Origin of the sequence: Streptomyces sp. BK79 (assembly GCF_044142145.1) — a bacterium.
Taxonomy (GTDB): Bacteria; Actinomycetota; Actinomycetes; order Streptomycetales; family Streptomycetaceae; genus Streptomyces.
Genome location: NZ_JBHVOC010000003.1, coordinates 31,266 through 55,338 on the forward strand (window position 1 = coordinate 31,266; position 24,073 = coordinate 55,338).

A 24,073-nucleotide genomic window follows, 5' to 3' on the forward strand; every position below is an offset into this window, starting at 1 on the left:
CTGCCCCCGCCCACCGGCGCCGACGCCGCAGAACCGGACGACATCGCCCCGCGGGACGAGGCACGCCGGGACGACGCACGCCGAGATGACGCACGCCGGGACGACGCACGCCGGGACGGCATCGCCGAACGCGCCGACGCCTGCGCGGCGGTGCCGCTGCTGAACTGCCTGCTGCGCGAGGTCGCCGAACCCGTGCCGCACCCCGGGACCCGGCCGGTGTACCGCCTGCCCGGCGGCAGACTGCTGCGCGTGCGCGCGGGCCGCCGGCCCGCCGAACCGGAGGTCCGCGCGGCGGACGGCTGGCACCGCCTCGGCCACCCCGAGCTGGTCGAACTCGTCGCGGAGGAGCTGCGCCGGCACACCGGCCTGCCCAACCACGAACTGCCCACGGAGATGACCGACAGCCGGGACGCGGTGGCCGCGCTGCTGGCGGCGCGCGCCCGGGCGACCCGGCCCGACGACCCCTACCTCCGCTCCGAGCAGTCCCTCCTCACCGGCCACACCCACCACCCCGCCCCCAAGGCGCGCGGCGGTGGCCCCCAGGCGGGCTGGCTGCCGTACGCGCCCGAGGCGCACGCCCGCTTCCCGCTGACGCTGCTGGCCGTGCGGGAGGACACGGTCGTCGACGAGGGCGACACCACCGCGCTGGACGCCCTCGGCCAGGCCCCGCCCGGCTACCGGCTGCTCCCCGCCCACCCCTGGCAGCTCGGCCTGACCGCCGCCGCCCTGGCCCCGGCCTTCGCCGACGGCCGGCTCCTGAGGCTCGGCGAGACCGGCTTCCTCGCCTGGCCGACGGCCGCGATCCGCACGCTGTACGCGCCCGCGTACCTCCCGGGCCGCGACCTGTTCCTCAAGTTCAGCCTCGACGTGCGCGTCACCAACGACATCCGGCGCCTGTGGCGCCACGACCTGATGCGGCTGCGCCGCACCGACACGGCGGTCACCGAGGCCTTCGACGCGCTCGGGTCCCCGGCGGCCTGGCTCTCCGACCGCGGTCACCGCACCGCCGACTTCGCCTTCGAGGAACTGGCCGTGGTCGTCCGCGACGGTCTGCGCGGCCGGGTCCTGCCCGGCGCCACCCCGCTGCTCGCCGCCGCCCTGGTGGAGGGCTTCCCGGGCAACCCGCTGGCGGGCACCGGGGATCCGGCCGCCTGGTGGGAGGCGTACCTCGCCGCCGTCGTCCCGCCCGTGCTGACCGCCTTCGCCGACGACGGCGTCGTCCTGGAGGCACACCTCCAGAACACCCTGGTCGCCGTGGACGCCGCCGGGACGCCGGTCCAGGCCCTGTTCCGGGACGCGGAGGGCGTGAAGCTGCTGCCGGAGACCTCCCGGCCGGCGGGCTGGGAGCGCCTGGTGTACTGCCTGGTCGTCAACCACCTCTGCGAGATCGCCGCCGCCCTGGCCGAGCACCACCCCGGCCTCGACCCCTGGCCCGCCGCCCGCCGCGCCCTGGCCCGCCACGACCTGCCCGAGATCCCGGCCCTGCTCGCCTCGCCCACCCTCCCCGCCAAGACCAACCTCCTGCTCCGCTGGACGGGCGCCGACGGCGCCGACGCCCGCTACCGTCCGCTGCCCAACCCGCTGCGCGCGACCTGATCCGCGCCGGGCGGGCCGATATTCGGTGCCGCCCCCGGCGGTGAGGGTGCACACTCGCTGCATGGCGGACATGGAGGCGTTCCGGGACGAGGTCACCCGCTGGGCGGCCGGCGGCCCCGGCGCCGCGGCGGGGGAACTGGCCACGCGCCTCGGAGTGCGTACGGCGGTGCTGCTGGAGGGGGCCAGCGACCTCGCGGCGGTCGAGGCGCTGGCCGCGCGGCGCGGCCGGGACCTGGCCGCCGAAGGCGTGGCCGTCGTGTCGATGGGCGGCGCGATGAGCGTCGGACGCTACGCCGGCCTGCTCGGCCCGCCCGGTCTGGGCCTCGGCCTGACGGGCCTGTGCGACGTGCGGGAGCAGCCGTTCTACGAGCGCGCCTGGCAGCGGGCCGGGGCGCCGCGGGCGTTCTTCGTGTGCGTGGCGGACCTGGAGGACGAACTCATCCGCGCGCTCGGCCCGCAACGGGTGGAGGAGATCATCCGGTCCGAGGGGGAGCTGCGTCCCTGGCAGACCTTCCTGGGCCAGCGGGCCCAGCACGGCCGGCCCCGGCAGCAGCAGCTGCGGCGCTTCCTCGGCACCAAGAAGGGCCGCAAGATCCGCTACGGCCGTCTCCTGGTCGAGGCCCTCGGCCCCGACGAGGTACCGGCCCCGCTCGGCGCGCTCGTCGCGAGCCTGTGACCGGCAGGTCCGGTTACCATGTGTTCTTCGTACCGGAGCCTTGAGGGGGCTGGAGAACCGGATGCCAGGGACATGCTGACCGAGGTCACCGCCACCCGCTACGTCGAAGCCCTCACCTCCGGAGGGTCCGTCCCCGCCGTCGTCGAGGCGGACGACCTGGGTACGTACGTCGTGAAGTTCACCGGCTCCGCGCAGGGCCGCAAGGCGCTGGTCGCCGAGGTGATCGTCGGTGAGCTGGCCCGCGCGCTCGGACTGCGCGTCCCCGAGCTGGTCCTCACCCACTTCGACCCGTCGATCGGCGCCGGGGAACCGCACCAGGAGGTGCGGGACCTGATGAACGCCAGCGCGGGGCTGAACCTGGGCATGGACTACCTGCCGGGCGCCGCCGACTTCACCCCCGAGGTGGCCCGGACGTTCCCCGTGGACTCCCTGGAGGCCGGCCGGGTCGTCTGGCTGGACGCCCTCACCGCGAACGTCGACCGCACGGTGCACAGCTCCAACCTGATGGTCTGGCCCACCTTCGGCGCCGTGCCACCGAGGCTGTGGCTCATCGACCACGGGGCGGCCCTGGTCTTCCACCACCGCTGGGACACCTCCGCGCCGGAGCGCGCCTACGACTTCCGCCACCACGCCCTCGGTCACCACGCGCCCGACGTCCGCGCCGCCGACGCGGAGCTGGCGCCGCGGGTGACACAGGAGCTGCTGCGCGAGGTGGTGGCGCTGGTGCCGGACGCCTGGCTGACCCTCGAGGCCGGCTTCGACACCCCGGACGAGGTGCGGGCCGCCTACGCCGGCTACCTGCACGCCCGGGTACGGGCCTCCCGGCACTGGCTGCCCACCGACTTCCCGACCCGCGAGGAACTCGCCGCCGAGCACGCCGCCCGCGCGGAACGCACCCGGCGCGGCCGGCCCGACTGGCTCAAGCGCGTCCCCGACCTGCACGGCAAGCCGCCCGCCGCACAGGACTGGTCCGCGCACCTGGGCTGACGCGCCCCGCCCGGCGTACCCGGCCCGGCGCACGACCGCGTCCCCGGTGCTGTGCGGTACCGGGGACGCGGACGCCTCTGCGCGGGGCGGGGCTCAGCCCTTGAGCTGCTCGTACGCCGGCAGCGTCAGGAAGTCGGCGTAGTCCTCGTCGAGCGACACCGTCAGCAGCAGGTCGTGCGCCTGCTGCCAGTTGCCGGCCGCGAAGGCCTCGTCGCCGATCTCCGCGCGGATGTTCGCCAGCTCCTCGGCGGCGACCTTGCGGGCCAGCTCGGCGGTGACCGGCTCGCCGTTGTCGAGGACGACACCGGCGTTGATCCACTGCCAGATCTGCGAGCGCGAGATCTCCGCGGTGGCCGCGTCCTCCATGAGGTTGAAGATCGCGACCGCGCCGAGACCGCGCAGCCAGGCCTCGATGTAGCGGATGCCGACCTGGACGGCGTTGACCAGGCCCGCGTACGTCGGCTTGGCGTCCAGGGAGTCGATGGCGATCAGGTCGGCCGCCTCGACGTCGACGTCCTCGCGCAGGCGGTCCTTCTGGTTCGGCTTGTCGCCGAGGACCTTGTCGAAGGACTCCATGGCGATCGGGACCAGGTCGGGGTGGGCGACCCAGGAGCCGTCGAAGCCGTCGCCGGCCTCGCGGTCCTTGTCGGCGCGGACCTTCTCGAAGGCGACCTTGTTGACCTCGGCGTCCCGGCGCGAGGGGATGAAGGCCGCCATGCCGCCGATCGCGTGCGCGCCGCGCTTGTGGCAGGTGCGGACGAGGAGTTCGGTGTACGCGCGCATGAACGGGGCGGTCATGGTGACCGCGTTGCGGTCCGGCAGCACGAACTTCTCGCCGCCGTCACGGAAGTTCTTGACGATGGAGAAGAGGTAGTCCCAGCGTCCGGCGTTCAGCCCGGCGGCGTGGTCGCGCAGTTCGTAGAGGATCTCCTCCATCTCGTACGCGGCCGTGATCGTCTCGATCAGGACGGTGGCGCGGACGGTGCCCTGTGGGATGCCGACGTAGTCCTGCGCGAAGACGAACACCTCGTTCCAGAGGCGGGCCTCCAGGTGCGACTCCGTCTTGGGCAGGTAGAAGTACGGGCCCTTGCCGAGGTCGATCAGGCGCTGGGCGTTGTGGAAGAAGTACAGGCCGAAGTCGACCAGGGCGCCGGGGACGGGGCGGCCGTCGACCTGGAGGTGGCGCTCGTCGAGGTGCCAGCCGCGCGGGCGCATGACGACCGTCGCCAGCTCCTCGTCGGGACGCAGGGCGTACGACTTGCCGGTGCGCTCGTCGGTGAAGTCGATGGTGCGGGTGTAGGCGGCCATCAGGTTGAGCTGGCCCAGGACGACGTTCTCCCAGGTCGGCGCGGAGGCGTCCTCGAAGTCCGCGAGCCAGACCTTCGCGCCCGAGTTGAGGGCGTTGATGGTCATCTTGCGGTCGGTCGGGCCGGTGATCTCGACCCGGCGGTCGTTCAGCGCGGCCGGAGCGGGGGCCACCTTCCACGAGTCGTCCGCGCGGATCGCGGCGGTCTGGGGAAGGAAGTCGAGCGTGGAGGTGCGGGCGATCTCGGCGCGGCGCTCCGCACGGCGGGCGAGGAGCTCGTCACGCCGGGGCGTGAACCGCCGGTGCAGCTCGGCCACGAAGGCGAGCGCCGCATCGGTGAGGACCTCCTCCTGCCGGGGCAGGGGCTCGGCGTCGACGATGGCCAGCGGGGACGGCGCTGGTGCGGACATGAGCTGTCACTTCCTTCAGCGGTGGCACCGGGTGCCAACGGGCACGTATGGGGCATAGCGCACTCGCTGTGCGGTCGAGTGCTTCTGGTCAGTGGATAGTAGTTTCCTCATCGTGGAACTTCAATGGTTTGTTGATGTCGAGATTCTCTGAGTCGAGGGACAGTGGCGCCCAGTGCCACGGCCCTCACTCAAGGTGGCGCAGGTCGGCCACGGTGTCGATGTCGTACGGCTGTGCCACGTCGGCGCATTCCACGAGGTCGATCTCCGCCTCGTGGTCCCTCAGGTAGGCGCGTGCCCCCCGGTCCCCGGTGGCAGTCACGCTCACGCCCGCCCAGTGGGCGGCGCCGAGCAGGACGGGGTGCCCGCGCACGCCCGCGTACGCCGCCGAGGCGAGCGTCGTCTCGTCGCGGTAGGCGCCCCGTACCCGCGCCAGCGCCCGCCCCCCGATGCCGGGCTGGTCCACCAGCGAGACCAGCGCGGCGCCCGCCCCCGTACCGGTCAGCGAATCCAGCCCGGCGCGCAGGGAGGACCCCATGCCCCGCTCCCAGTCGGGGTTCTCCACGAGGACGCACCCGTCGAGGGACGCCCGCGCCCGTACGGCCTCCGCGCGCGCCCCCAGGACGACGTGCACGCGGGCGCAGCCGGCGGCGCGCAACGCGTCGACCGCGTGTTCGACGAGTGGATGTCCGCGATGTTCGAGCAGTGCCTTGGGGCGTCCGCCGAGCCGCCGCCCGCCCCCGGCGGCGAGCAGCAGTCCCGCCACCTGGTCTTCGGTGTCCGTCATGCGTCCTGCATACCCGACCGCCCGCCGAACGCTCCGGCGTGCGCGGGGTTTCGGGAGGCTGAATTTCGGTCCGCGCGGTGGCGCGTGGCGTCCGGGGTGGCGTTTACTGGCCCGCGTCCCCGGCGCCCGGCCAGCGCCTCGGGGGCGCTCGGCGCGTTCGCCACGCAGGGGCGCACGACGGGGTGCGAGGGGGAGGGCTGTGGTGCGGAGCTTGGGGCAGAGGCGAGTGACGGTCGGCGACGAGGACGTGAGGGTGGCCGCACTGCGGACCGCGGTGGCCCGCCTGCGCCGCCAACTGGCCGTGCTGCCCGCCGACTTCCCGGACCGGGCGATCGCGGAGGACGAACTGGCCGACCTCGCCGCGATGACGGGTCACGGTGTCCCCGAGGTGCCGCGGCTGCACCGCTCGCTGCTGCTGATAGCCGGCGCGATCGGATCCGTCAGCGCCCTGTCGCCCGGCCTGACGGACGTCCGCCACGCGGTGGAGCTGTTCGGCGACCCTCCGGGCCGCTGAGCCCCGGCCGGGGGCGGGTGGGGCGCGCGCCCCACGCACCGCCGGGGCGCGACCTCAGGCGGCCGGGGTGCCGTTCGAGGTGAGCAGGGCCTGGGAGAGTTCCGCCGCCACCTGCTGGAGCAGCGGCACCATCCGCTCGGTCGCGGCCTCCGTGACCCGGCCGGCCGGGCCGGAGATCGAGATCGCCGCCGCGGTGGGGGAGTTCGGCACCGAGACGGCCAGGCAGCGCACCCCGATCTCCTGCTCGTTGTCGTCGATCGCGTAGCCCTGGCGCCGCACGTCCTCCAGCGCCGCGATGAAGCCGTCCGCCGTGGTGATCGTCTTCTCGGTCGCCGCCGGCATGCCGGTGCGGCCCAGCAGCGCCCGCACCTCCTCCGCCGGGAAGTCCGCGAGCAGCGCCTTGCCGACGCCGGTCGAGTGCGGCAGGACGCGCCGGCCGACCTCGGTGAACATGCGCATCGAGTGCTTGGACGGCACCTGGGCGACGTACACGATCTCGTCCCCGTCGAGCAGTGCCATGTTCGCCGTCTCGCCGGTCTCCTCGACCAGGCGGGCCAGGTGCGGGCGGGCCCAGGTGCCGAGCAGGCGCGAGGCGGACTCGCCGAGCCGGATCAGGCGCGGGCCGAGGGCGTAGCGGCGGTTGGGCTGCTGGCGTACGTAGCCGCAGGCCACGAGCGTGCGCATCAGGCGGTGGATGGTCGGCAGCGGCAGCCCGCTGCTCGCGGAGAGCTCGCTGAGGCCGACCTCGCCGCCCGCGTCCGCCATCCGTTCGAGCAGGTCGAAGGCGCGCTCCAGGGACTGGACGCCGCCTGTGGCGGACCTGGCGGAGTCGGTGGTGCTGGCGCTGGACGTCGGCACGGCACGTTCCTTTCGGGGCTGGCGGGAGGAAAGAAGCGTACCCGGCAGCCGGTTGACTACCGGCTTGTACGTAGCTACGTTCTGCTTGCTGGAATTCTAATTCCGCTTTGTGGAAACGTCCAGGGTGGACCGGAGGGCATGCCCGCACAAAGGGTGCCTCTTGACGGCCCGGAAGCGGGAGTGAAGACTCCTTCAACAGAACGTTGAATTCGGTGGAAGAGAGGGGTTCGGGTGTCCGAGGCTGAACTGGTGCTGCGCTCGACGCGCGTCGTCACTCCCGAGGGGACACGCGCCGCGTCCATCGCGGTGACCGGGGAGAGGATCACGGCCGTCCTGCCATACGACGCCCCCGTCCCGGCGGGCGCGCGGCTGGAGGACGTCGGCGACCACGTCGTCCTGCCCGGCCTGGTCGACACCCACGTCCACGTGAACGACCCCGGCCGCACCGAGTGGGAGGGCTTCTGGACCGCCACCCGCGCCGCGGCGGCCGGCGGCATCACCACCCTGGTCGACATGCCGCTCAACTCCATCCCGCCGACCACCACGGTCGACAACCTGCGCACCAAGCGCGAGGTCGCCGCCGACAAGGCCCACATCGACGTCGGCTTCTGGGGCGGCGCCCTGCCCGACAACGTCAAGGACCTGCGCCCGCTGCACGAGGCCGGGGTCTTCGGCTTCAAGGCGTTCCTGTCGCCGTCGGGCGTGGACGAGTTCCCGCCCCTCGACCAGGAGCAGCTCGCCCGGTCCCTGGCGGAGATCGCCGCCTTCGACGGCCTGCTCATCGTGCACGCCGAGGACCCGCACCACCTGGCCGCCGCCCCGCAGCAGGGCGGCCCCAAGTACGCCCACTTCCTCGCCAGCCGCCCGCGCGACGCCGAGGACACCGCGATCGCGGGCCTCCTGGCGCAGGCGAAGCGGTTCAACGCCCGCGTGCACGTCCTGCACCTCTCCTCCAGCGACGCCCTGCCGCTGATCGCCGAGGCCCGCGCGGACGGCGTCCGGGTGACGGTGGAGACCTGCCCGCACTACCTCACCCTCACCGCCGAGGAAGTGCCGGACGGGGCCAGCGAGTTCAAGTGCTGCCCGCCCATCCGCGAGGCCGCCAACCAGGACCTGCTGTGGCGGGCGCTGACGGACGGCACCATCGACTGCGTGGTCACCGACCACTCGCCGTCCACCGCCGACCTCAAGACCGACGACTTCGCCACCGCCTGGGGCGGCATCGCCGGCCTCCAGCTCAGCCTGCCGGCGATGTGGACCAAGGCCCGCGAGCGGGGCCTCGGCCTGGAGGACATCGTGCGCTGGATGTCCGCGAACACGGCCCGCCAGGTGGGACTCGACGGCCGCAAGGGCGCCATCGCCGCCGGCCACGACGCCGACTTCGCGGTCCTCGCCCCCGACGAGACGTTCACCGTCGACCCGGCCGCCCTCCAGCACCGCAACCGCGTCACCGCGTATGCGGGCAAGACCCTGTACGGCGTCGTGAAGTCCACCTGGCTGCGCGGAGCGCGCGTCGTGGCGGACGGCGCGTTCACCGAGCCGAAGGGACAGCTCCTCACCCGGACCTGAACCGTCCGGACCTCCTGAATCCAGACATCACCTCGAACGACCCGGAAGGAACACCTGATCACCGTGACGGCCCAGCAGAACCCCTCGTTGGCCAGCTTCACCGGAGACGCGAACCCCTACGGAGGCGGCGACCCGTACGCGGACTACCGCACCGCCGACCTCCCCTTCACCCAGTACGCCAACCTTGCCGACCGGCAGCTCGGCGCGGGTGTCGTCGCCGCCAACGACGAGTTCTTCGCCCAGCGCGAGAACCTGCTGGTGCCCGGGCCCGCCGAGTTCGACCCCGAGCACTTCGGGCACAAGGGCAAGGTCATGGACGGCTGGGAGACCCGCCGCCGCCGTGGCGCCTCCGCCGAGCACCCCTGGCCCACCGAGGACGACCACGACTGGGCGCTGATCCGCCTCGGCGCCCCCGGCGTCATCCGCGGCATCGTCGTCGACACGGCCCACTTCCGCGGCAACTACCCCCAGGCCGTCTCCGTCGAGGCCACCTCGGTCGCCGGCTCCCCGTCGCCCGAGGAACTCCTCGCGGACGACGTGAAGTGGACGACCCTCGTCCCGCGCACGGCGGTCGGCGGTCACGCGGCCAACGGGTTCGCCGTCTCGGCCGAGCAGCGCTTCACCCACCTGCGCCTCAAGCAGCACCCCGACGGCGGCATCGCCCGCCTGCGCGTGTACGGCGAGGTCGTCCCGGACCCGGCGTGGCTCGCCGCGCTCGGCACCTTCGACGTGGTCGCCCTGGAGAACGGCGGCCAGGTCGAGGACGCCTCCAACCTCTTCTACTCGCCGGCCACCAACACCATCCAGCCGGGCCGCTCCCGCAAGATGGACGACGGCTGGGAGACCCGCCGCCGCCGCGACCAGGGCAACGACTGGATCAGCTACCGCCTGGTGGACCGCGTCCAGATCCGCGCGATCGAGATCGACACGGCCTACCTGAAGGGCAACTCGGCCGGCTGGGCCTCGGTGTCCGTGAAGGACGGCGAGACGGGCGAGTGGCGAGAGATCCTGCCGCGCACCCGGATGCAGCCCGACACCAACCACCGCTTCGTCCTGCCCGAGGCGGCCGTCGGCACCCACGCGCGCGTGGACATCTTCCCCGACGGCGGCATCTCCCGGCTGCGCCTGTTCGGTTCCCTGACGGAGGACGGCGCGGCCCACCTCGCCGCCCGCCACCAGGAACTCGGCGGCTGACCCACCGAACGGACCGCCGGCCACCAGGAGTCCGGTGGCCGGCCCGCGAACGGACCGGCCGCCCCACCGGAACGGGGTGGCCGGTCCTCCAGGACCCGCGGGGCGCGCCGGCCGGACAGCACCGGCGCGCCCCGCGCTCACGCACGGGGGCGGGCGCGGCGCCTACGCCGCGTGCCCGCCGTCCACCGCGAACTCCGCTCCCGTCACGTACGAGGCGCTCGCCAGGTAGGCCACCGTCGACGCCACCTCGTCCGCCGTGCCGAAGCGGCCCAGCGCGGTCATGGCCGCCTGCCCCTCGGCGTAGGGGCCGTCCGCCGGGTTCATGTCGGTGTCGATCGGCCCCGGGTGGACGATGTTGGCGGTGATGCCGCGCGGCCCCAGCTCCCTGGCCAGCGCCTTGGTCAGCCCGATCAGCGCCGACTTGCTCATCGCGTACAGCGTCCCGCCCGGGCCGGGCACCCGCTGGGTCATGCAGGTGCCGACCGTGATGATCCGCCCGCCCTCGGTCATCCGGGACGCGGCGGCCTGGGAGGTCAGGAAGACGCCCCGGACGTTCACGGCCAGCAGCCGGTCGACGTCGGGGCGCGACAGACTCTCCAGCGGTCCGAGCAGGCCCAGTCCCACGTTGTTCACCAGTACGTCGAGGCCGCCGAGCGCCTGTGCCGCGCGCTCCACCGCCCCCGCCGCCTCGTCCGCGTCGCCGGAGTCCGCCCGCAGGGCCACCGCCCGGCGCCCCAGTGCCTCGACGGCCCGTACGACGTCCTCGGCCGCGTCCTTTCCGTTCACGTAGGTCAGCGCCACGTCCGCGCCCTCCCGTGCCAGCCGCAGCGCGGTCGCCGCGCCGATGCCGCGGCTGCCGCCGGTCACGAGGGCCCTCCGGCCGGACAGGGGGGCCGGGGAAGGGGTGGGGGAGTGGGTGAAGGAATTCGTCTCCGTGTTCATGGGTCCATCCCAGCGGGCCGGGGCCCCGCACGCTGGCGGTGAACGGACCCCGACCTGCCCGGCGGGGCACCGGGTGGCGCGTGAACGCGCGGAAAACACACGGGACGTCCCGGGGAACTCCATCGTCTTGTCATTGACATGCCACTGTCTACGCGCGTCATCATGAGGTCATGCGATTCCCCCCACGCGTCGCTCGGTTCGGCGCAGCCACCGCAGTCCTGTCCGCCCTCCTCGTGGGCGGCACCGTCTCCGCGACCACGGCGGGCGCCGCGCCCGCGGCGGTCGGCGACATCTGCTACAGCGCCCTGCCCCCACAGGCCCACGACACGCTCGACCTGATCGAGCAGGGCGGTCCCTATCCCTTCGAGCAGGACGGGACCGTCTTCCAGAACCGGGAGGGCATCCTCCCCAGCCGGTCCACCGGGTACTACCACGAGTACACGGTCATCACCCCCGGCGCGGACACGCGCGGTGCCCGCCGCATCGTCACCGGGGAGGGCCACCAGGAGGACTACTACACGGCCGACCACTACGCCTCGTTCGACCTCGTCGACCACGGCTGCTGAGGACGGCCGCCGCCGGCCGGAGGCCCGGGACACCCGGGCCTCCGGCTCCGCGTGGTCCGGGCCTCCGGCTCCGGGCGGCGGCCGCCGGTGGGCGGGGCGGACCGCTCACACCGCCGCGGACGCCCCGCCCCCCGGGATCTCCGCCAGCCGCACCGGTCTGCGCTCGCGCCGGGAGACCTCGCACGCCTCGGCGATCCGCAGGGCCTGGAGCGCCTCGCGTCCGTCGCACGGGTTGGCCCGCTCGCCGCGCACCACCTCGACGAAGGCGGCCAGCTCCGCCTCGTAGGCGGGCCCGAACCGCTCCACGAACCCGGTCCACGGCTTGTCCGCGGCCGGCGGTCCGGTCGGTTCCGTCGAGGCGATCGGCGTACGGTCGTCCAGGCCGACGACGATCTGGTCCAGCTCCCCGGCCAGTTCCATGCGCACGTCGTACCCCGCGCCGTTCAGCCGCGTCGCGGTCACCGTGGCCAGCGTGCCGTCGTCCAGCGTGAGCAGCGCCGCGCCGGTGTCCACGTCGTCCGCCGCGCGGAACATCGGCGGCCCGGCGTCGGACCCGGCGGCGTACACGTCGGTGATCTCCCGGCCGGTCACCCAGCGCAGCACGTCGAAGTCGTGGATCAGCGTGTCCCGGTAGAGCCCGCCGGACTGCGGCAGGTACGCGGCGGGCGGCGGCGCCTGGTCGCTGGTCACCGCCCGGACGGTGTGCAGCCGCCCGAGCCGCCCGGACCGCACCGCCTCACGGGCGCCCGTGTAGCCGGCGTCGAAGCGGCGCTGGAACCCCATCTGCAGAATCGTCCCGGCCGTCTCCACCTCGGCGATCGCCTGGAGCGTGCCGGGCAGGTCAAGGGCGATCGGCTTCTCGCAGAACACCGGCAGCCCCGAACGGGCCGCCCGGCCGATCAGTTCGGCATGGGCCGACGTCGCGGTCGTGATCACCACGGCGTCCACGCCCCACCGGAAGATCTCGTCCACTCCCGGCGCCGCCGTCTCGCCCAGCCGGTGGGCCAGATCCTGCGCCCGCGCGAGGTCGGAGTCCGTGAGGATCAGGGACCCGACGTCGCGATGGCGGCTGAGTGTGTTGGCGTGAACGGTGCCGATGCGGCCCGTACCGATGACCCCGATGCGCATGGAATCAAAGTGGGCTCACAGTCCGCACCCTGTCAATGCGTATGTCCGGACAATCGGACTACACAACTTCCCGTCATCAGCGCACGGAGCTACGCTCGCCCCGTGCCGAAACCAGAAGTGGACCCGACCGTGGCGCTGGACCTCAGCGTGGATCGCAGCAGCCCCGTGCCGCTGTACTTCCAGCTGTCGCAGCAGCTGGAGGCGGCGATCGAGCACGGCGGACTCACCCCCGGCAGCCTGCTCGGCAACGAGATCGAGCTCGCCGCGCGGCTCGGTCTGTCCCGGCCCACCGTCCGCCAGGCCATCCAGTCGCTCGTCGACAAGGGCCTGCTCGTGCGCCGCCGGGGCGTGGGCACCCAGGTCGTGCACAGCAAGGTCAGGCGCCCGCTGGAGCTGAGCAGCCTCTACGACGACCTGGAGGCCGCGGGCCAGCGACCCGCCACGAAGGTCCTGGTCAACACCCTCGTCCCGGCGACCGCGGAGGTCGCCGCCGCCCTCGGCGTCGCCGAGGAGAGCGACGTGCACCGCGTGGAGCGGCTGCGGCTGGCGCACGGCGAGCCGATGGCGTACCTGTGCAACCACCTGCCGCCGGGTCTCGTCGACCTGGACACCGGCCGGCTGGAGGCCACCGGGCTGTACCGGCTGATGCGCTCCGCCGGGATCACCCTGCACAGCGCCCGCCAGTCCATCGGGGCCCGGGCCGCCACCGCGGCCGAGGCCGAGCGGCTCGGCGAGGACGCGGGCGCCCCCCTGCTCACCATGGAGCGCACGACGTTCGACGACACCGGGCGCGCGGTCGAGTTCGGCACCCACACCTACCGGCCGTCCCGCTACTCCTTCGAGTTCCAGCTGCTCGTACGCTCCTGACCCGCGCCCGCCGCGCCCGCCGCGCCCGCCGCCGGGCCGCGGTCCGCCGTCGCGCTCGCCGTGCGGGCCGCGCCCCTTGTCCGGACAATGTGACCGGCGTCTGCTCCCCGGCGCCGAGTGATCGTTCGCCATGTCGGACAATGGAGCGTTTGGGGTTTCGAGAACCCGGCTCGGGTTCCGCGGAGCCCCGGCACGCACAGCACAGCACGGCACAGCAAGAAGGGCACGGCCTCGTGGCACGGTTTCGGACATGGGTGGGCATCGCGCTGGCGGGGGCACTGTCGCTGTCCCTGGCCGGGTGCAGCAGTACCGGGGGCAAGCGCGCCGAGGACGCCCGCAAGGCCGCGTCGGCCCAGGGGAAGGCCGCGGTGAACACGCCCCGCTGGACCTTCGCGATGATCACGCACTCGGGTGACGGCGACACCTTCTGGGACATCGTCCAGAGCGGCGCCGAACAGGCAGCGGTCAAGGACAACATCAACTTCCTGTACTCCCACGACGACGAGGCCCAGCAGCAGGCGCAGCTCGTGGACGCGGCCGTCGACAAGAAGGTCGACGGGATCATCGTCACGCTCGCCAAGCCCGACGCGATGAAGTCCGCCCTGGCCCGCGCCCGGAAGGCGGGCATCCCGGTGATCACCGTGAACTCCGGCTCGCAGGAGTCCAAGAAGTTCGGCGCCCTCAGCCACATCGGCCAGGACGAGACCATCGCCGGCGAGGCGGTCGGCGACGAGCTGAACGAGCGGGGGCGCGAGAAGGCGGTCTGCGTCCTGCACGAGCAGGGCAACGTCGGCCACGAGCAGCGCTGCGACGGCGTGGAGAAGACCTTCGACGGCACGGTCCAGCGGCTCTACGTGAACGGCACCAGCATGCCGGACGTGCAGTCCGCCCTGGAGGCCAAGCTCCAGACGGACAAGTCCGTCGACGCCGTCGTCACCCTCGGCGCGCCCTACGCCGACACCGCCGTGAAGGCCAGGCAGGGCGCCGGCAGCAAGGCCGAGATCGACACCTTCGACCTCAACGCCAAGGTGGCCGCCGGGCTGGAGGACGGCACCCTCGGCTTCGCCGTCGACCAGCAGCCCTACCTCCAGGGCTACGAGGCGGTCGACCTGCTGTGGCTGTACAAGTACAACGCCGACGTCCTCGGCGGTGGCCGCCCGGTGCTCACCGGGCCGCAGATCATCACCGAGGACGACGCCGCCGAGCTGGCCGAGTACACCAAGAGGGGCACCCGATGAGCGCCGGCACGGACGCGGCGACCGCCGACGAGAGGCTGCTGCGGACCTCGCCGTTGCGGAAACTCCTCGGCCGGCCCGAGCTGGGCTCCGTCGTCGGGGCGATCGCGGTCTTCGTGTTCTTCGCGTTCTTCGCCGACAGCTTCCTGCGCGCCTCCAGCCTCAGCACGGTGCTCTACGCCGCCTCCACGATCGGCATCATGGCCGTCCCCGTGGCGCTGCTGATGATCGGCGGCGAGTTCGACCTGTCCGCCGGTGTCATGGTGACCTCGTCGGCCCTGGTGTCGTCGATGTTCAGCTACCAGATGACCGCCAACGTCTGGGTCGGCGTCGGCGTCTCCCTGCTGGTCACCCTGGCGATCGGCGCCTTCAACGGCTTCATGCTCACCCGCACCAGGCTGCCCAGCTTCATCATCACGCTCGGCACCTTCCTGATGCTGACCGGCATGAACCTGGGCTTCACCAAGCTGATCGGCGGCACCGTCTCCACCAAGACGATCGCCGACATGGAGGGCTTCGGCTCCGCCCGGGAGGTCTTCGCCTCCACGCTCACCGTCGGCGGCGTCGGCTTCAAGGTCACCATCCTGTGGTGGCTCGCCCTGGTCGCCGTCGCCAGCTGGATCCTGCTGCGCACCCGCGCGGGCAACTGGATCTTCGCGGTCGGCGGCAACAAGGACGCCGCCCGCGCGGTGGGCGTCCCGGTGACGAAGACCAAGATCGGCCTCTACATGGGCGTGGGCCTCGGCGCCTGGATCTCGGGCCAGCACCTGCTCTTCTCGTACGACGTCGTCCAGTCCGGCGAGGGCGTGGGCAACGAGCTGATCTACATCATCGCGGCCGTCATCGGCGGCTGCCTGATCACCGGCGGCTACGGCAGTGCCGTCGGCTCGGCGGTCGGCGCGTTCATCTTCGGCATGACCAGCAAGGGCATCGTCTTCGCCGAGTGGAACCCCGACTGGTTCAAGTTCTTCCTCGGAGCGATGCTGCTCCTCGCGACCCTGCTCAACGCCTGGGTCCGCAAGCGCGCGGAGGCCACCAAGTGACCGGGACCCCAGCACGTACGGCGCTCGTCGAGCTGTCCGGCGTCAGCAAGAACTACGGGAACGTGCGCGCCCTGGAGGGCGTGTCGCTCCAGGTGCACGCGGGCGAGATCACCTGCGTGCTCGGCGACAACGGCGCCGGCAAGTCCACGCTGATCAAGATCATCTCCGGGCTGCACCAGCACGACGGCGGCACCCTCGCCCTCGACGGCGAGGAGACCCGCCTCGCCTCCCCGCGCGAGGCCCTGGACCGCGGCATCGCCACCGTCTACCAGGACCTGGCCGTCGTCCCCCTCATGCCGGTCTGGCGCAACTTCTTCCTCGGCTCCGAGCCGCGCAAGGGCGTCGCCCCCTTCAAGCGCATGGACGTCGACCACATGCGCCGCACCACCCGCGCGGAACTCCTGCGCATGGGCATCGACCTGCGCGACGTCGACCAGCCCATCGGCACCCTCTCCGGCGGCGAGCGCCAGTGCGTGGCGATCGCCCGCGCGGTGCACTTCGGCGCGAAGGTCCTGGTGCTGGACGAGCCCACCGCCGCGCTCGGCGTGAAGCAGTCCGGCGTCGTCCTCAAGTACGTGGCGGCGGCCCGCGACCAGGGCCTGGGTGTTGTTCTCATCACCCACAACCCGCACCACGCGTACCTGGTCGGAGACAGGTTCGTGCTCCTGAAGAGGGGCACGATGGTGGGCAACCACGAGCGCGAGGACATCACCCTCGACGAGCTGACGAGGCAGATGGCGGGCGGGAACGAGCTGGACGATCTCCGCCACGAACTGCAGCGCACCCCGGGGCGCGGGACCGAGTGAGGTGCGCCTCCGTCGCCTGGGCGCGGGGAACCACGCCGCGCCCGCACCCGGCGACGAACCGTCCATGCCACCCTCCGTCCCATTCGGCACCCGGCACAGCCGTGCGGCACAATCGCACCCGATGAGCACCTACCGCGACTTCACCGCCCCCATCGGATCCCGCCGCGCCCCGGTCCTGCGCACCGTGGGCACGAGGGAACGCCGCTCGCACCTGACGGCGCCCCGCGTGCCCACGGTCGGCATCGACATCGGCGGCACGAAGGTCATGGCGGGCGTGGTCGACGCCGACGGCAACATCCTGGAGAAGCTCCGCACGGAGACCCCGGACAAGTCCAAGAGCCCCAAGGTCGTCGAGGACACCATCGTCGAGCTGGTGCTCGACCTGTCCGACCGGCACGACGTGCACGCCGTCGGCATCGGCGCGGCCGGCTGGGTCGACGCCGACCGCAACCGGGTGCTGTTCGCCCCCCACCTGTCCTGGCGCAACGAACCGCTGCGCGACCGCATCGCCGGCCGCCTCGCGGTCCCCGTCCTGGTGGACAACGACGCCAACACCGCCGCCTGGGCCGAGTGGCGCTTCGGCGCCGGCCGCGGCGAGGACCACCTCGTCATGATCACGCTCGGCACCGGCATCGGCGGCGCGATCCTGGAGGACGGCCAGGTCAAGCGGGGCAAGTACGGGGTCGCCGGCGAGTTCGGGCACATGCAGGTCGTCCCCGGCGGCCACCGCTGCCCCTGCGGCAACCGCGGCTGCTGGGAGCAGTACAGCTCGGGCAACGCCCTGGTCCGCGAGGCCCGCGAGCTGGCCGCCGCCGACTCGCCGGTGGCGTACGGGATCATCGAGCACGTCAAGGGCAGCATCGGCGACATCACCGGCCCGATGATCACCGAGCTGGCCCGCGACGGCGACGCCATGTGCGTCGAGCTGCTCCAGGACATCGGCCAGTGGCTCGGCGTCGGCATCGCCAACCTCGCCGCGGCCCTCGACCCGTCCTGCTTCGTGATCGGCGGCGGGGTCAGCGCCGCCGACGACCTGCTGATCGGCCCCGCGCGGGACGCCTTCAAGCGCCAGCTCACGGGCCGCGGCTACCGCCCCGAGGCCCGCATCGTCCGCGCCCAGCTGGGACCCGAGGCCGGCATGGTGGGCGCCGCCGACCTGGCCCGCCTGGTCGCCCGCCGGTTCCGCCGCGCCAAGCGGCGCCGGGTCGAGCGGTACGAGCGCTACGAGCGGTACGCCGAGGCCCGTCGCACGTCCGGGGAGTCGCTGTGACGGACACGCTGCCCCAGCAGGCCGGCTCCCCGGAGCAGCCCGGCGAGGACCGCCGGCACATGATCCGCCGCCGGTCGCTCACCCTGCTCATCATCGTGCTGCTCATCGGCATCCCGGCCGGCTACCTCATGATCTCCGCCAACCAGAGCCGCGACAGCGGCCGGGAGAAGGAGGCGAAGTACGCGGCGACGGGCATGACCGAGGGCTGGCCGTCCAAACTCCAGCGCCGCATCTACGAGGTGCCCGTCCCGGTCCCGTCCGAAGAGGTCGCGTACTACGAGACGAACAACTGGAAGACCAGCCGCCTCTACGTCCAGTTCGAGACCACCGGCGCGGGCCTGGACGCCTTCCTGGCGGGACTGGGCGTCGACCGCGACGCGCTGAAGCGGGACAAGGTCGCCATCAGCGACCGGGCCCAGCGGGTCACCGGCTGGGAGTTCAGCGGGCCCGGACCCTGGTGGGGGCTGGTCAACGAGCAGCGGAACCCGGCGCCCACCCAGGACGTGATGGTGGACATGGAGAACCCGGACTACCCGATGGTGTACGTCGTCTCCCGCACGGTTCCCTGACCGGTTCCCTGACCGCGCCGCGCCGCGCCCGTGCTCGTGCCCGTGGCCGCGCCCGCGCCCGTGCGGCGAGCGGGCCCGGGCAGGCCGCCGGGGCCGATTGTCAGACCCCGCCCTTAGAGTCGAAGACAGCTGATCCGACGGACGGGGCGGGAGGTGACAGAACGTATGCGTGACGTGGCCGTGCTGGGGCCGAGGGACGCCGGACGAGTGGAGCGGCGCGGGCCGGTGAGCGGGCCGGCGACCGGCCCCGGGGAAGCCGTCGCGCCCGTGCCCGTCGGGCTCGCGGCCGTTTTCCTGCCCGCGCCGCTCCCGCGCGACGGACGGATCGCCTTCTGGGACCCCGACGGAGGCCCCGTCGCCACCGTTCTTCCTCCCGGGCACGGGGTGCCCACCGCGTCGGCGGAGGGCGAAGCCGCCACACCCCAGGACCCCTCGGCCGTCGCCGTTCCGGGAGACGGTGGTGGGAGCACCCCCTCCTCGCCTCCCGGACGGAGCGCCGGTCCCCCCGAGGCCACGGAGCTGACCGTCGTACGGCGGCATGGTGCCGGTGTGCGGCGCCGGACGACACCGGCGCTGTCGCTGCCGCTCGCCGAGGCGTTGCCCCTGCTGGTGCGCGCCCGGCACGACCCCGCCGCCCACCCGGCGACCGCCTGCTGGGGCGCCGCCGCCCTGCACGCCCTGCGGCTCACCGCGCGCGGCCGGCTGCTGCCCGGCCTGACCGCGACCGGACACGACGCCTGGCGGGCCGGCCCGCTCGACCCCGACGACATCGCGCACCTGCGGGCCGTGGCCGCCGCCCTGCCCCCGGAGGGCCACGCCGTCCCGCTGGACGGCCCCGGTCCGATCCGGCTGCCCGAGCCGGAAGCACTGGTCCGCGCCTTCCTGGACGCGGTCGCCGACACCCTGCCCCGCACCCCGGCCGCGCCCCACGCCTCGGGCCGCCCCTTCGCGGCGCGCGGCGCGCAGCACCTGCCCGACGCCCACGACTGGGCCGCGGAGGTCGCCGCCGGCATGGACGCGGGCCTGCGGATCTCGCTCCGCCTGGACCTGTCGGCGTTCGACCTCTTCGACGGCGACACGGACGAGGGCGGCGGCACGCGCAGCGCGGGGGCGGCGATCGTGCAGGTGCACAGTCTCGCCGACCCCACCCTCGTGGCCGACGCGGCGGACCTGTGGTCCGGGGCGGCCGACGCCGCCTTCGGACCCCGCGCGCGCGTGGACGCCGCGCTCGCGGTGCGGCGCGCGGCGCGGGTCTGGACGCCGCTCGACCGGCTCACCGAGCAGGACGTGCCCGACGTGCTCAGCCTGTCCGAGGAGGAGGTCACCGACCTGCTCGGCGTGGCGGCCGGCCGGCTCGCCGCCGCCGGGGTCGCCGTGCACTGGCCGCGCGACCTCGCCCAGGACCTCACCGCGACCGCCGTGGTCCGGCCCGCGCCCGGCTCGGCGACGGACGGCACGGGCTTCTTCGAGAGCGAGGACCTCCTCCAGTTCCGCTGGCAGCTGGCCATCGGCGGCGATCCGCTCACCGAGGCCGAGATGGACACCCTCGCCGAGGCCCACCGTCCCGTCGTCCGGCTGCGCGACCGCTGGGTCCTGGTCGACCCGGCCCTCGTCCGCCGCGCCCGCCAGCGCGACCTGGGCCTGCTCGACCCGGTCGACGCCCTGTCCGCCGCCCTCACCGGCAGCGCGGAGGCCGACGGCGAGACGGTCGAGGTGGTGCCGGCCGGCGCCCTGGCCGCCCTGCGCGACCGCCTCACGGCAGGGGTGCGGCCCACCGAACCGCCGCCCGGCCTGCACGCCACCCTCCGCGAGTACCAGCTGCGCGGCCTGGCCTGGCTCGACCTCATGACCTCCCTCGGCCTCGGCGGCTGCCTCGCCGACGACATGGGCCTCGGCAAGACGGTCACGGTCATCGCCCTGCACCTCAAGCGGGCCCGCACCGCGCCGACCCTGGTCGTCTGCCCGGCCTCCCTGCTGGGCAACTGGCAGCGGGAGATCACCCGCTTCGCCCCCGGCGTCCCCGTCCGCCGCTTCCACGGGCCCGACCGCACCCTGGACGACCTGACCGGCGGCTTCGTCCTCACCACGTACGGCACGATGCGGTCCGCCGCGGCGACCCTGGCCGAGCAGGAGTGGGGCATGGTCGTCGCGGACGAGGCGCAGCACGTCAAGAACCCGTACTCGGCGACGGCCAAGGCCCTGCGCACGATTCCGTCCCCCGCGCGCGTGGCGCTGACCGGCACACCGGTGGAGAACAACCTCTCCGAGCTGTGGGCGCTGCTCGACTGGACCACCCCCGGTCTTCTCGGCCCCCTGAAGTCCTTCCGCGCCCGGCACGCCCGCGCGGTGGAGAACGGCGAGGACGAGGAGGCCGCGCAGCGCCTCGCCCGGCTGATCCGCCCCTTCCTGCTGCGCCGCAGGAAGTCCGACCCGGGCATCGTTCCGGAGCTGCCGCCGAAGACCGAGACCGACCACCCCGTCCCGCTCACCCGCGAACAGGCCGCGCTGTACGAGGCGGTGGTGCGCGAGTCGATGCTCGCCATCGAGACGGCCGAGGGCATCGGCCGCCGGGGGCTGGTGCTCAAGCTCCTCACCTCGCTGAAGCAGATCTGCGACCACCCCGCGCTGTTCCTGAAGGAGGACCACCCGCCGGCCGGGCCCGACCGGCTGACCGCGCGCTCCGGCAAACTCGCCCTGCTGGACGAACTGCTGGACACCGTGCTCGCGGAGGACGGCTCGGCACTCGTCTTCACCCAGTACGTCGGCATGGCCCGCCTCATCACCTCCCACCTGGCCGCCCGCGCCGTCCCCGTCGAACTGCTCCACGGCGGCACACCGGTCCCGGAGCGCGAGCGCATGGTGGACCGCTTCCAGAGCGGCGCGACCCCGGTTCTCGTCCTGTCGCTCAAGGCCGCCGGAACCGGCCTGAACCTCACCCGCGCCGGCCACGTCGTGCACTTCGACCGCTGGTGGAACCCGGCCGTCGAGGAGCAGGCCACCGACCGCGCCTACCGCATCGGCCAGACCCAGCCGGTCCAGGTCCACCGCCTCATCACCGAGGGCACGGTCGAGGACCGCATCGCCGAGATGCTCGAGTCCAAGCGCGCCCTGGCTGACGCGATCCTCGGCGCAGGGGAGTCGGCCCTCACCGAGCTCACGGCGCGCGAACTGTCCGACCTGGTGTCCCTGCGGAGGCCGTCATGACCCCCCGCCCCGCCGACGAGGCCCGCCGCGCCCTGCGCGAGGCGCGCGAGCGCGGTGAGGGGCTGCCGGGCCGCCCCCGCGATGCCGACGGGGCCGCCGACCCCGGGGCGGACACACGTGCCTCCACCGGCCGGGACCCCGCTGAACACGACGCGGGGCGTGAGGAGCATGGCCGGGGCCCGGAGCACGGCCGGGGGGAGGAGACGGGCCGGGATCAGGAGAGCGGCCAGGACCAGGAGAGGGGCCAGGACCAGGAGAGCGGCCAGGCACCGGATCAGGGCGGGGGCCGGGACCAGGACCGAGGCCGGGATCAGGACCAGGACCAGGACCAGGTACAAGACGGAGGCCGGAGCGCGGGCCGGGACCAGGGCGGGGGCCAGGACCAGCGTCGCGAAGGGGGCAGGGCCAAGGCCCAGGAGCCGGCCGGAAGGGAGTCCACCGGAGCGCGCCCCGGAGACATCGCACGGGCGGCACTGCGCCGTGCCCGGACCGCACGGCCCACGGGGGCAGACGAGGACGCGTCGGACACCGCGACGGACACCTCGTCGGACACCGCGACGGGCACCTCGTCGGGCACGCCGGGAGGCCCGGACGCGGAAGCGGACCGGTCCGTGGAACCCTCTCGTCTCCCACCGCCGGTCATCGCCGACGGCGCGGCGGCCGGCCCGACGCCCTCTTCGTCCGACGTGACGAGCCCGGCCGTCCGTCCCGGGGCCGTCGACGCCGAGGAGAGCCGGCCCGCGGACGTGGCACGCGAGGCGCTGCGGGCGGCACGTCGGCAGGCGTCGAGGGACACGGCGGCCACGGGAGCGGCGAAGATCCGTCCGTCCCGCCCGGCCCGAGGCACACGCGGACCCGCCGGTTCACCCACCGCCGACGCCCGCGCCCGCCTCGTACGGGACTTCGCCGCGGACGCGTTCCGTCTCCCCCCGGACGCGGACCTTGACGAGGAGACCGCGCCCGCCGGGGCCGAGGAGACCGAACCCCTCGTCGGGCCGGCGCCCTCGCCCACCCCGGCGTACGAACCCGCGCCGCCTCGGCACCGGGCGGCACCGTTCCACGCCGCTCCCCGCACGGCTGCCCGCTCGGCCCCGTACCAAGAGGCGTACGGCGAGGCGACCGCCGGACCGCGCGCGGCCGCCACCTCCTCCGCCCCGCACGACGGACCCCGCACCCCCCGTTCCATGGCCGACCCCGGCCGGGACGGTGAGCTGCGGCGGACCTTCCCCGCCCTCCCGCCCCGCTCGACGGGGGACCAGGGCTTCGCCGGGACGTGGTGGGGGAACGCGTGGGTGACCGCGTTGGAGGAGGGGGCCCTGGACGCCGCGCGACTGGCGCGGGGGCGCGGGTATGCCGAGCGGGGCCACGTCGACGCCATCACCGTGACGCCCGGCCAGGTCCTCGCCTACGTACAGGGCGGCAGACCCCGGCCGTACCGCGTGCAGGTGCGACTGCGCACCCTCGACGACGCCGACTGGGAGCGGTTCCTGGACGCCGCCGTGGAGCGGCCCGGACACATCGCCGCCCTGCTCGACAAGGAGCTGCCCCACTCCCTCGCCGACTGCGGCGTCCCGCTCCTGCCGGGCCCCGGCGACCTCGCACCGCGGTGCAGCTGCCCCGACTCCGGGCACCCCTGCAAGCACGCCGCCGCTCTCTGCTACCAGACGGCGCGCCTGCTCGACGCCGACCCCTTCGTGCTGCTGCTGTTGCGCGGCCGGGGCGAGCGGGAGCTGCTCGACACCCTGTCCCGGCTGAGCGCGGCCCGCGCCGCCCGCGCCGCCCAGGACAGAGGGCCCGCGCCCCTGCCCGGCGTCCGGGCCGGTGAGGCTCTGGCTCGGCGTACGCTGCCGCCCCTCCCGGCGCCGCTGCCCGCGCCCCCGCACCCCGAGCAGCCGCCGGCCTACCCGGCGGCACCGGGCGGTCCCGACCCGTTCGCGCTGGACCAGCTGGCCACCGACGCCGCCGCCCGCGCCCACGCACTGCTCACCACGGGCCGCGATCCGGTGGGCGGGCTGACCCTGTGGCAGGACGCCGTCCGCCACGCCGCGGCCCGCCTCGGCTCCGGGCTCACCGCGGGCACGCGCGCGCTGTACGCGTCACTCGCCGGGGCCACCGGCCGCGGCACGGGGGAGCTGGCGCGCGCGGTGGCCGCCTGGCGTCAGGGCGGGCCGGCGGGGCTCGAGGTACTGGAGGAGCCCTGGGACCCGCCGGCCGGCCGCTTCGACCGTGCCCGCCCCCTGCTGCTCGCCGCCGACCTGCCCGCGTTCCGGCCCTGGCGCAACCGCCTCACGCACCCCCAGGGCCACGTCCAGCTCCGTCTCGGCCGGGCCGGGCTCTGGTACGCGTACGAGTCGGAGCCCGGCCGCGACGACTGGTGGCCGCGCGGCACCCCCGACCTGGACCCGGTCGGCGCCCTGACGGGCCTGGCCGGCACCGGCGACCTCTGACCCGCCGGCGCGGCGGGCTTGTCATCGGCGGACCGGGGCGTGCCACCCACGGCCCGGCGGGGCGAGAACCCCGGCGCCCGCACGGCACAGGGCCCGCACGGC

General features: G+C 74.0%; 20 protein-coding genes. 15 read left to right on the top strand and 5 right to left on the bottom strand.

Features of this window, described 5'->3' with window-relative positions; all coding sequences use genetic code 11:
• The first annotated feature begins 120 nt into the window (after positions 1-120).
• The 3 genes from ACFIF2_RS04075 to ACFIF2_RS04085 all read left to right on the top strand — a co-directional run bounded on the left by ACFIF2_RS04075 (position 121) and on the right by ACFIF2_RS04085 (position 3,259).
• A complete protein-coding gene (locus tag ACFIF2_RS04075; protein ID WP_395571380.1) occupies positions 121-1,596 on the top strand; it encodes an IucA/IucC family protein in 1,476 nt (491 codons plus the stop codon).
• A gap of 61 nt (positions 1,597-1,657) precedes the next feature.
• Positions 1,658-2,272: a TOPRIM nucleotidyl transferase/hydrolase domain-containing protein gene (locus ACFIF2_RS04080; RefSeq protein WP_395571078.1), complete on the top strand. Its 615-nt coding sequence runs from the start codon at positions 1,658-1,660 to the stop codon at positions 2,270-2,272.
• A gap of 72 nt (positions 2,273-2,344) precedes the next feature.
• The gene (locus ACFIF2_RS04085; protein WP_395571079.1) at positions 2,345-3,259 is read left to right on the top strand and encodes a HipA family kinase; all 915 of its coding nucleotides are present in this window, start codon (positions 2,345-2,347) and stop codon (positions 3,257-3,259) included.
• Positions 3,260-3,352: 93 nt separating this feature from the next.
• Here ACFIF2_RS04085 and aceB read toward each other — a convergent pair whose 3' ends face one another.
• On the bottom strand, positions 3,353-4,975 hold the full coding sequence (aceB, locus tag ACFIF2_RS04090) for a malate synthase A (protein WP_395571080.1): 1,623 nt from the start codon (positions 4,973-4,975) through the stop codon (positions 3,353-3,355).
• 184 nt (positions 4,976-5,159) lie between these two features.
• Positions 5,160-5,759, bottom strand: coding sequence for an NTP transferase domain-containing protein (locus ACFIF2_RS04095; protein WP_395571081.1), 600 nt, complete (start codon positions 5,757-5,759; stop codon positions 5,160-5,162).
• 199 nt (positions 5,760-5,958) lie between these two features.
• On the opposite strand from ACFIF2_RS04095, the gene ACFIF2_RS04100 reads away from it, so the two are divergent.
• Positions 5,959-6,273: a DUF5955 family protein gene (locus ACFIF2_RS04100; RefSeq protein WP_395571082.1), complete on the top strand. Its 315-nt coding sequence runs from the start codon at positions 5,959-5,961 to the stop codon at positions 6,271-6,273.
• Between the two features lie 54 nt (positions 6,274-6,327).
• Here ACFIF2_RS04100 and allR read toward each other — a convergent pair whose 3' ends face one another.
• Positions 6,328-7,131 (bottom strand): allantoin degradation transcriptional regulator AllR, encoded by an 804-nt coding sequence (gene allR / locus ACFIF2_RS04105; RefSeq protein ID WP_395571083.1) that lies wholly within the window; start codon positions 7,129-7,131, stop codon positions 6,328-6,330.
• A 231-nt stretch (positions 7,132-7,362) separates the two neighbouring features.
• On the opposite strand from allR, the gene allB reads away from it, so the two are divergent.
• Together allB and alc are read left to right on the top strand one after the other, a co-directional pair.
• Positions 7,363-8,700, top strand: coding sequence for an allantoinase AllB (gene allB / locus ACFIF2_RS04110; protein WP_395571084.1), 1,338 nt, complete (start codon positions 7,363-7,365; stop codon positions 8,698-8,700).
• Between the two features lie 63 nt (positions 8,701-8,763).
• On the top strand, positions 8,764-9,894 hold the full coding sequence (gene alc / locus ACFIF2_RS04115; RefSeq protein ID WP_395571085.1) for an allantoicase: 1,131 nt from the start codon (positions 8,764-8,766) through the stop codon (positions 9,892-9,894).
• A gap of 162 nt (positions 9,895-10,056) precedes the next feature.
• Here the strand turns inward: alc and ACFIF2_RS04120 are convergent, their stop codons facing one another.
• On the bottom strand, positions 10,057-10,836 hold the full coding sequence (locus ACFIF2_RS04120) for a 3-oxoacyl-ACP reductase family protein (protein ID WP_395571086.1): 780 nt from the start codon (positions 10,834-10,836) through the stop codon (positions 10,057-10,059).
• Positions 10,837-11,006: 170 nt separating this feature from the next.
• On the opposite strand from ACFIF2_RS04120, the gene ACFIF2_RS04125 reads away from it, so the two are divergent.
• Positions 11,007-11,402, top strand: a complete 396-nt coding sequence (locus tag ACFIF2_RS04125) for a ribonuclease domain-containing protein (RefSeq protein WP_395571087.1) — start codon at positions 11,007-11,009, stop codon at positions 11,400-11,402.
• Between the two features lie 105 nt (positions 11,403-11,507).
• Here the strand turns inward: ACFIF2_RS04125 and ACFIF2_RS04130 are convergent, their stop codons facing one another.
• The gene (locus ACFIF2_RS04130) at positions 11,508-12,530 is read right to left on the bottom strand and encodes a Gfo/Idh/MocA family oxidoreductase (RefSeq protein ID WP_395571088.1); all 1,023 of its coding nucleotides are present in this window, start codon (positions 12,528-12,530) and stop codon (positions 11,508-11,510) included.
• Between the two features lie 129 nt (positions 12,531-12,659).
• On the opposite strand from ACFIF2_RS04130, the gene ACFIF2_RS04135 reads away from it, so the two are divergent.
• From ACFIF2_RS04135 to ACFIF2_RS04170, 8 genes are all read left to right on the top strand, one after another.
• Positions 12,660-13,397, top strand: a complete 738-nt coding sequence (locus ACFIF2_RS04135; protein ID WP_395571381.1) for a myo-inositol degradation transcriptional regulator — start codon at positions 12,660-12,662, stop codon at positions 13,395-13,397.
• Between the two features lie 233 nt (positions 13,398-13,630).
• A complete protein-coding gene (locus tag ACFIF2_RS04140; RefSeq protein WP_395571089.1) occupies positions 13,631-14,635 on the top strand; it encodes a sugar ABC transporter substrate-binding protein in 1,005 nt (334 codons plus the stop codon).
• Entirely contained in the window at positions 14,632-15,675 is a 1,044-nt protein-coding gene (locus ACFIF2_RS04145) for an ABC transporter permease (RefSeq protein ID WP_395571090.1), read from the top strand. The genes ACFIF2_RS04140 and ACFIF2_RS04145 overlap by 4 nt, the downstream gene beginning before the upstream one ends.
• Entirely contained in the window at positions 15,672-16,481 is an 810-nt protein-coding gene (locus ACFIF2_RS04150; RefSeq protein ID WP_395571091.1) for an ATP-binding cassette domain-containing protein, read from the top strand. The genes ACFIF2_RS04145 and ACFIF2_RS04150 overlap by 4 nt, the downstream gene beginning before the upstream one ends.
• 121 nt (positions 16,482-16,602) lie before the next feature.
• Positions 16,603-17,751, top strand: a complete 1,149-nt coding sequence (locus ACFIF2_RS04155; RefSeq protein WP_395571092.1) for an ROK family glucokinase — start codon at positions 16,603-16,605, stop codon at positions 17,749-17,751.
• Complete coding sequence (locus ACFIF2_RS04160) at positions 17,748-18,320, top strand: sugar kinase (RefSeq protein WP_395571093.1); 573 nt, start codon at positions 17,748-17,750, stop codon at positions 18,318-18,320. Before ACFIF2_RS04155 ends, ACFIF2_RS04160 begins: the two co-directional genes overlap by 4 nt.
• 165 nt (positions 18,321-18,485) lie before the next feature.
• Positions 18,486-21,524, top strand: a complete 3,039-nt coding sequence (locus tag ACFIF2_RS04165; RefSeq protein ID WP_395571094.1) for an SNF2-related protein — start codon at positions 18,486-18,488, stop codon at positions 21,522-21,524.
• Positions 21,521-23,971, top strand: a complete 2,451-nt coding sequence (locus tag ACFIF2_RS04170) for an SWIM zinc finger family protein (RefSeq protein ID WP_395571095.1) — start codon at positions 21,521-21,523, stop codon at positions 23,969-23,971. The genes ACFIF2_RS04165 and ACFIF2_RS04170 overlap by 4 nt, the downstream gene beginning before the upstream one ends.
• The last annotated feature ends 102 nt before the right edge of the window (positions 23,972-24,073 follow it).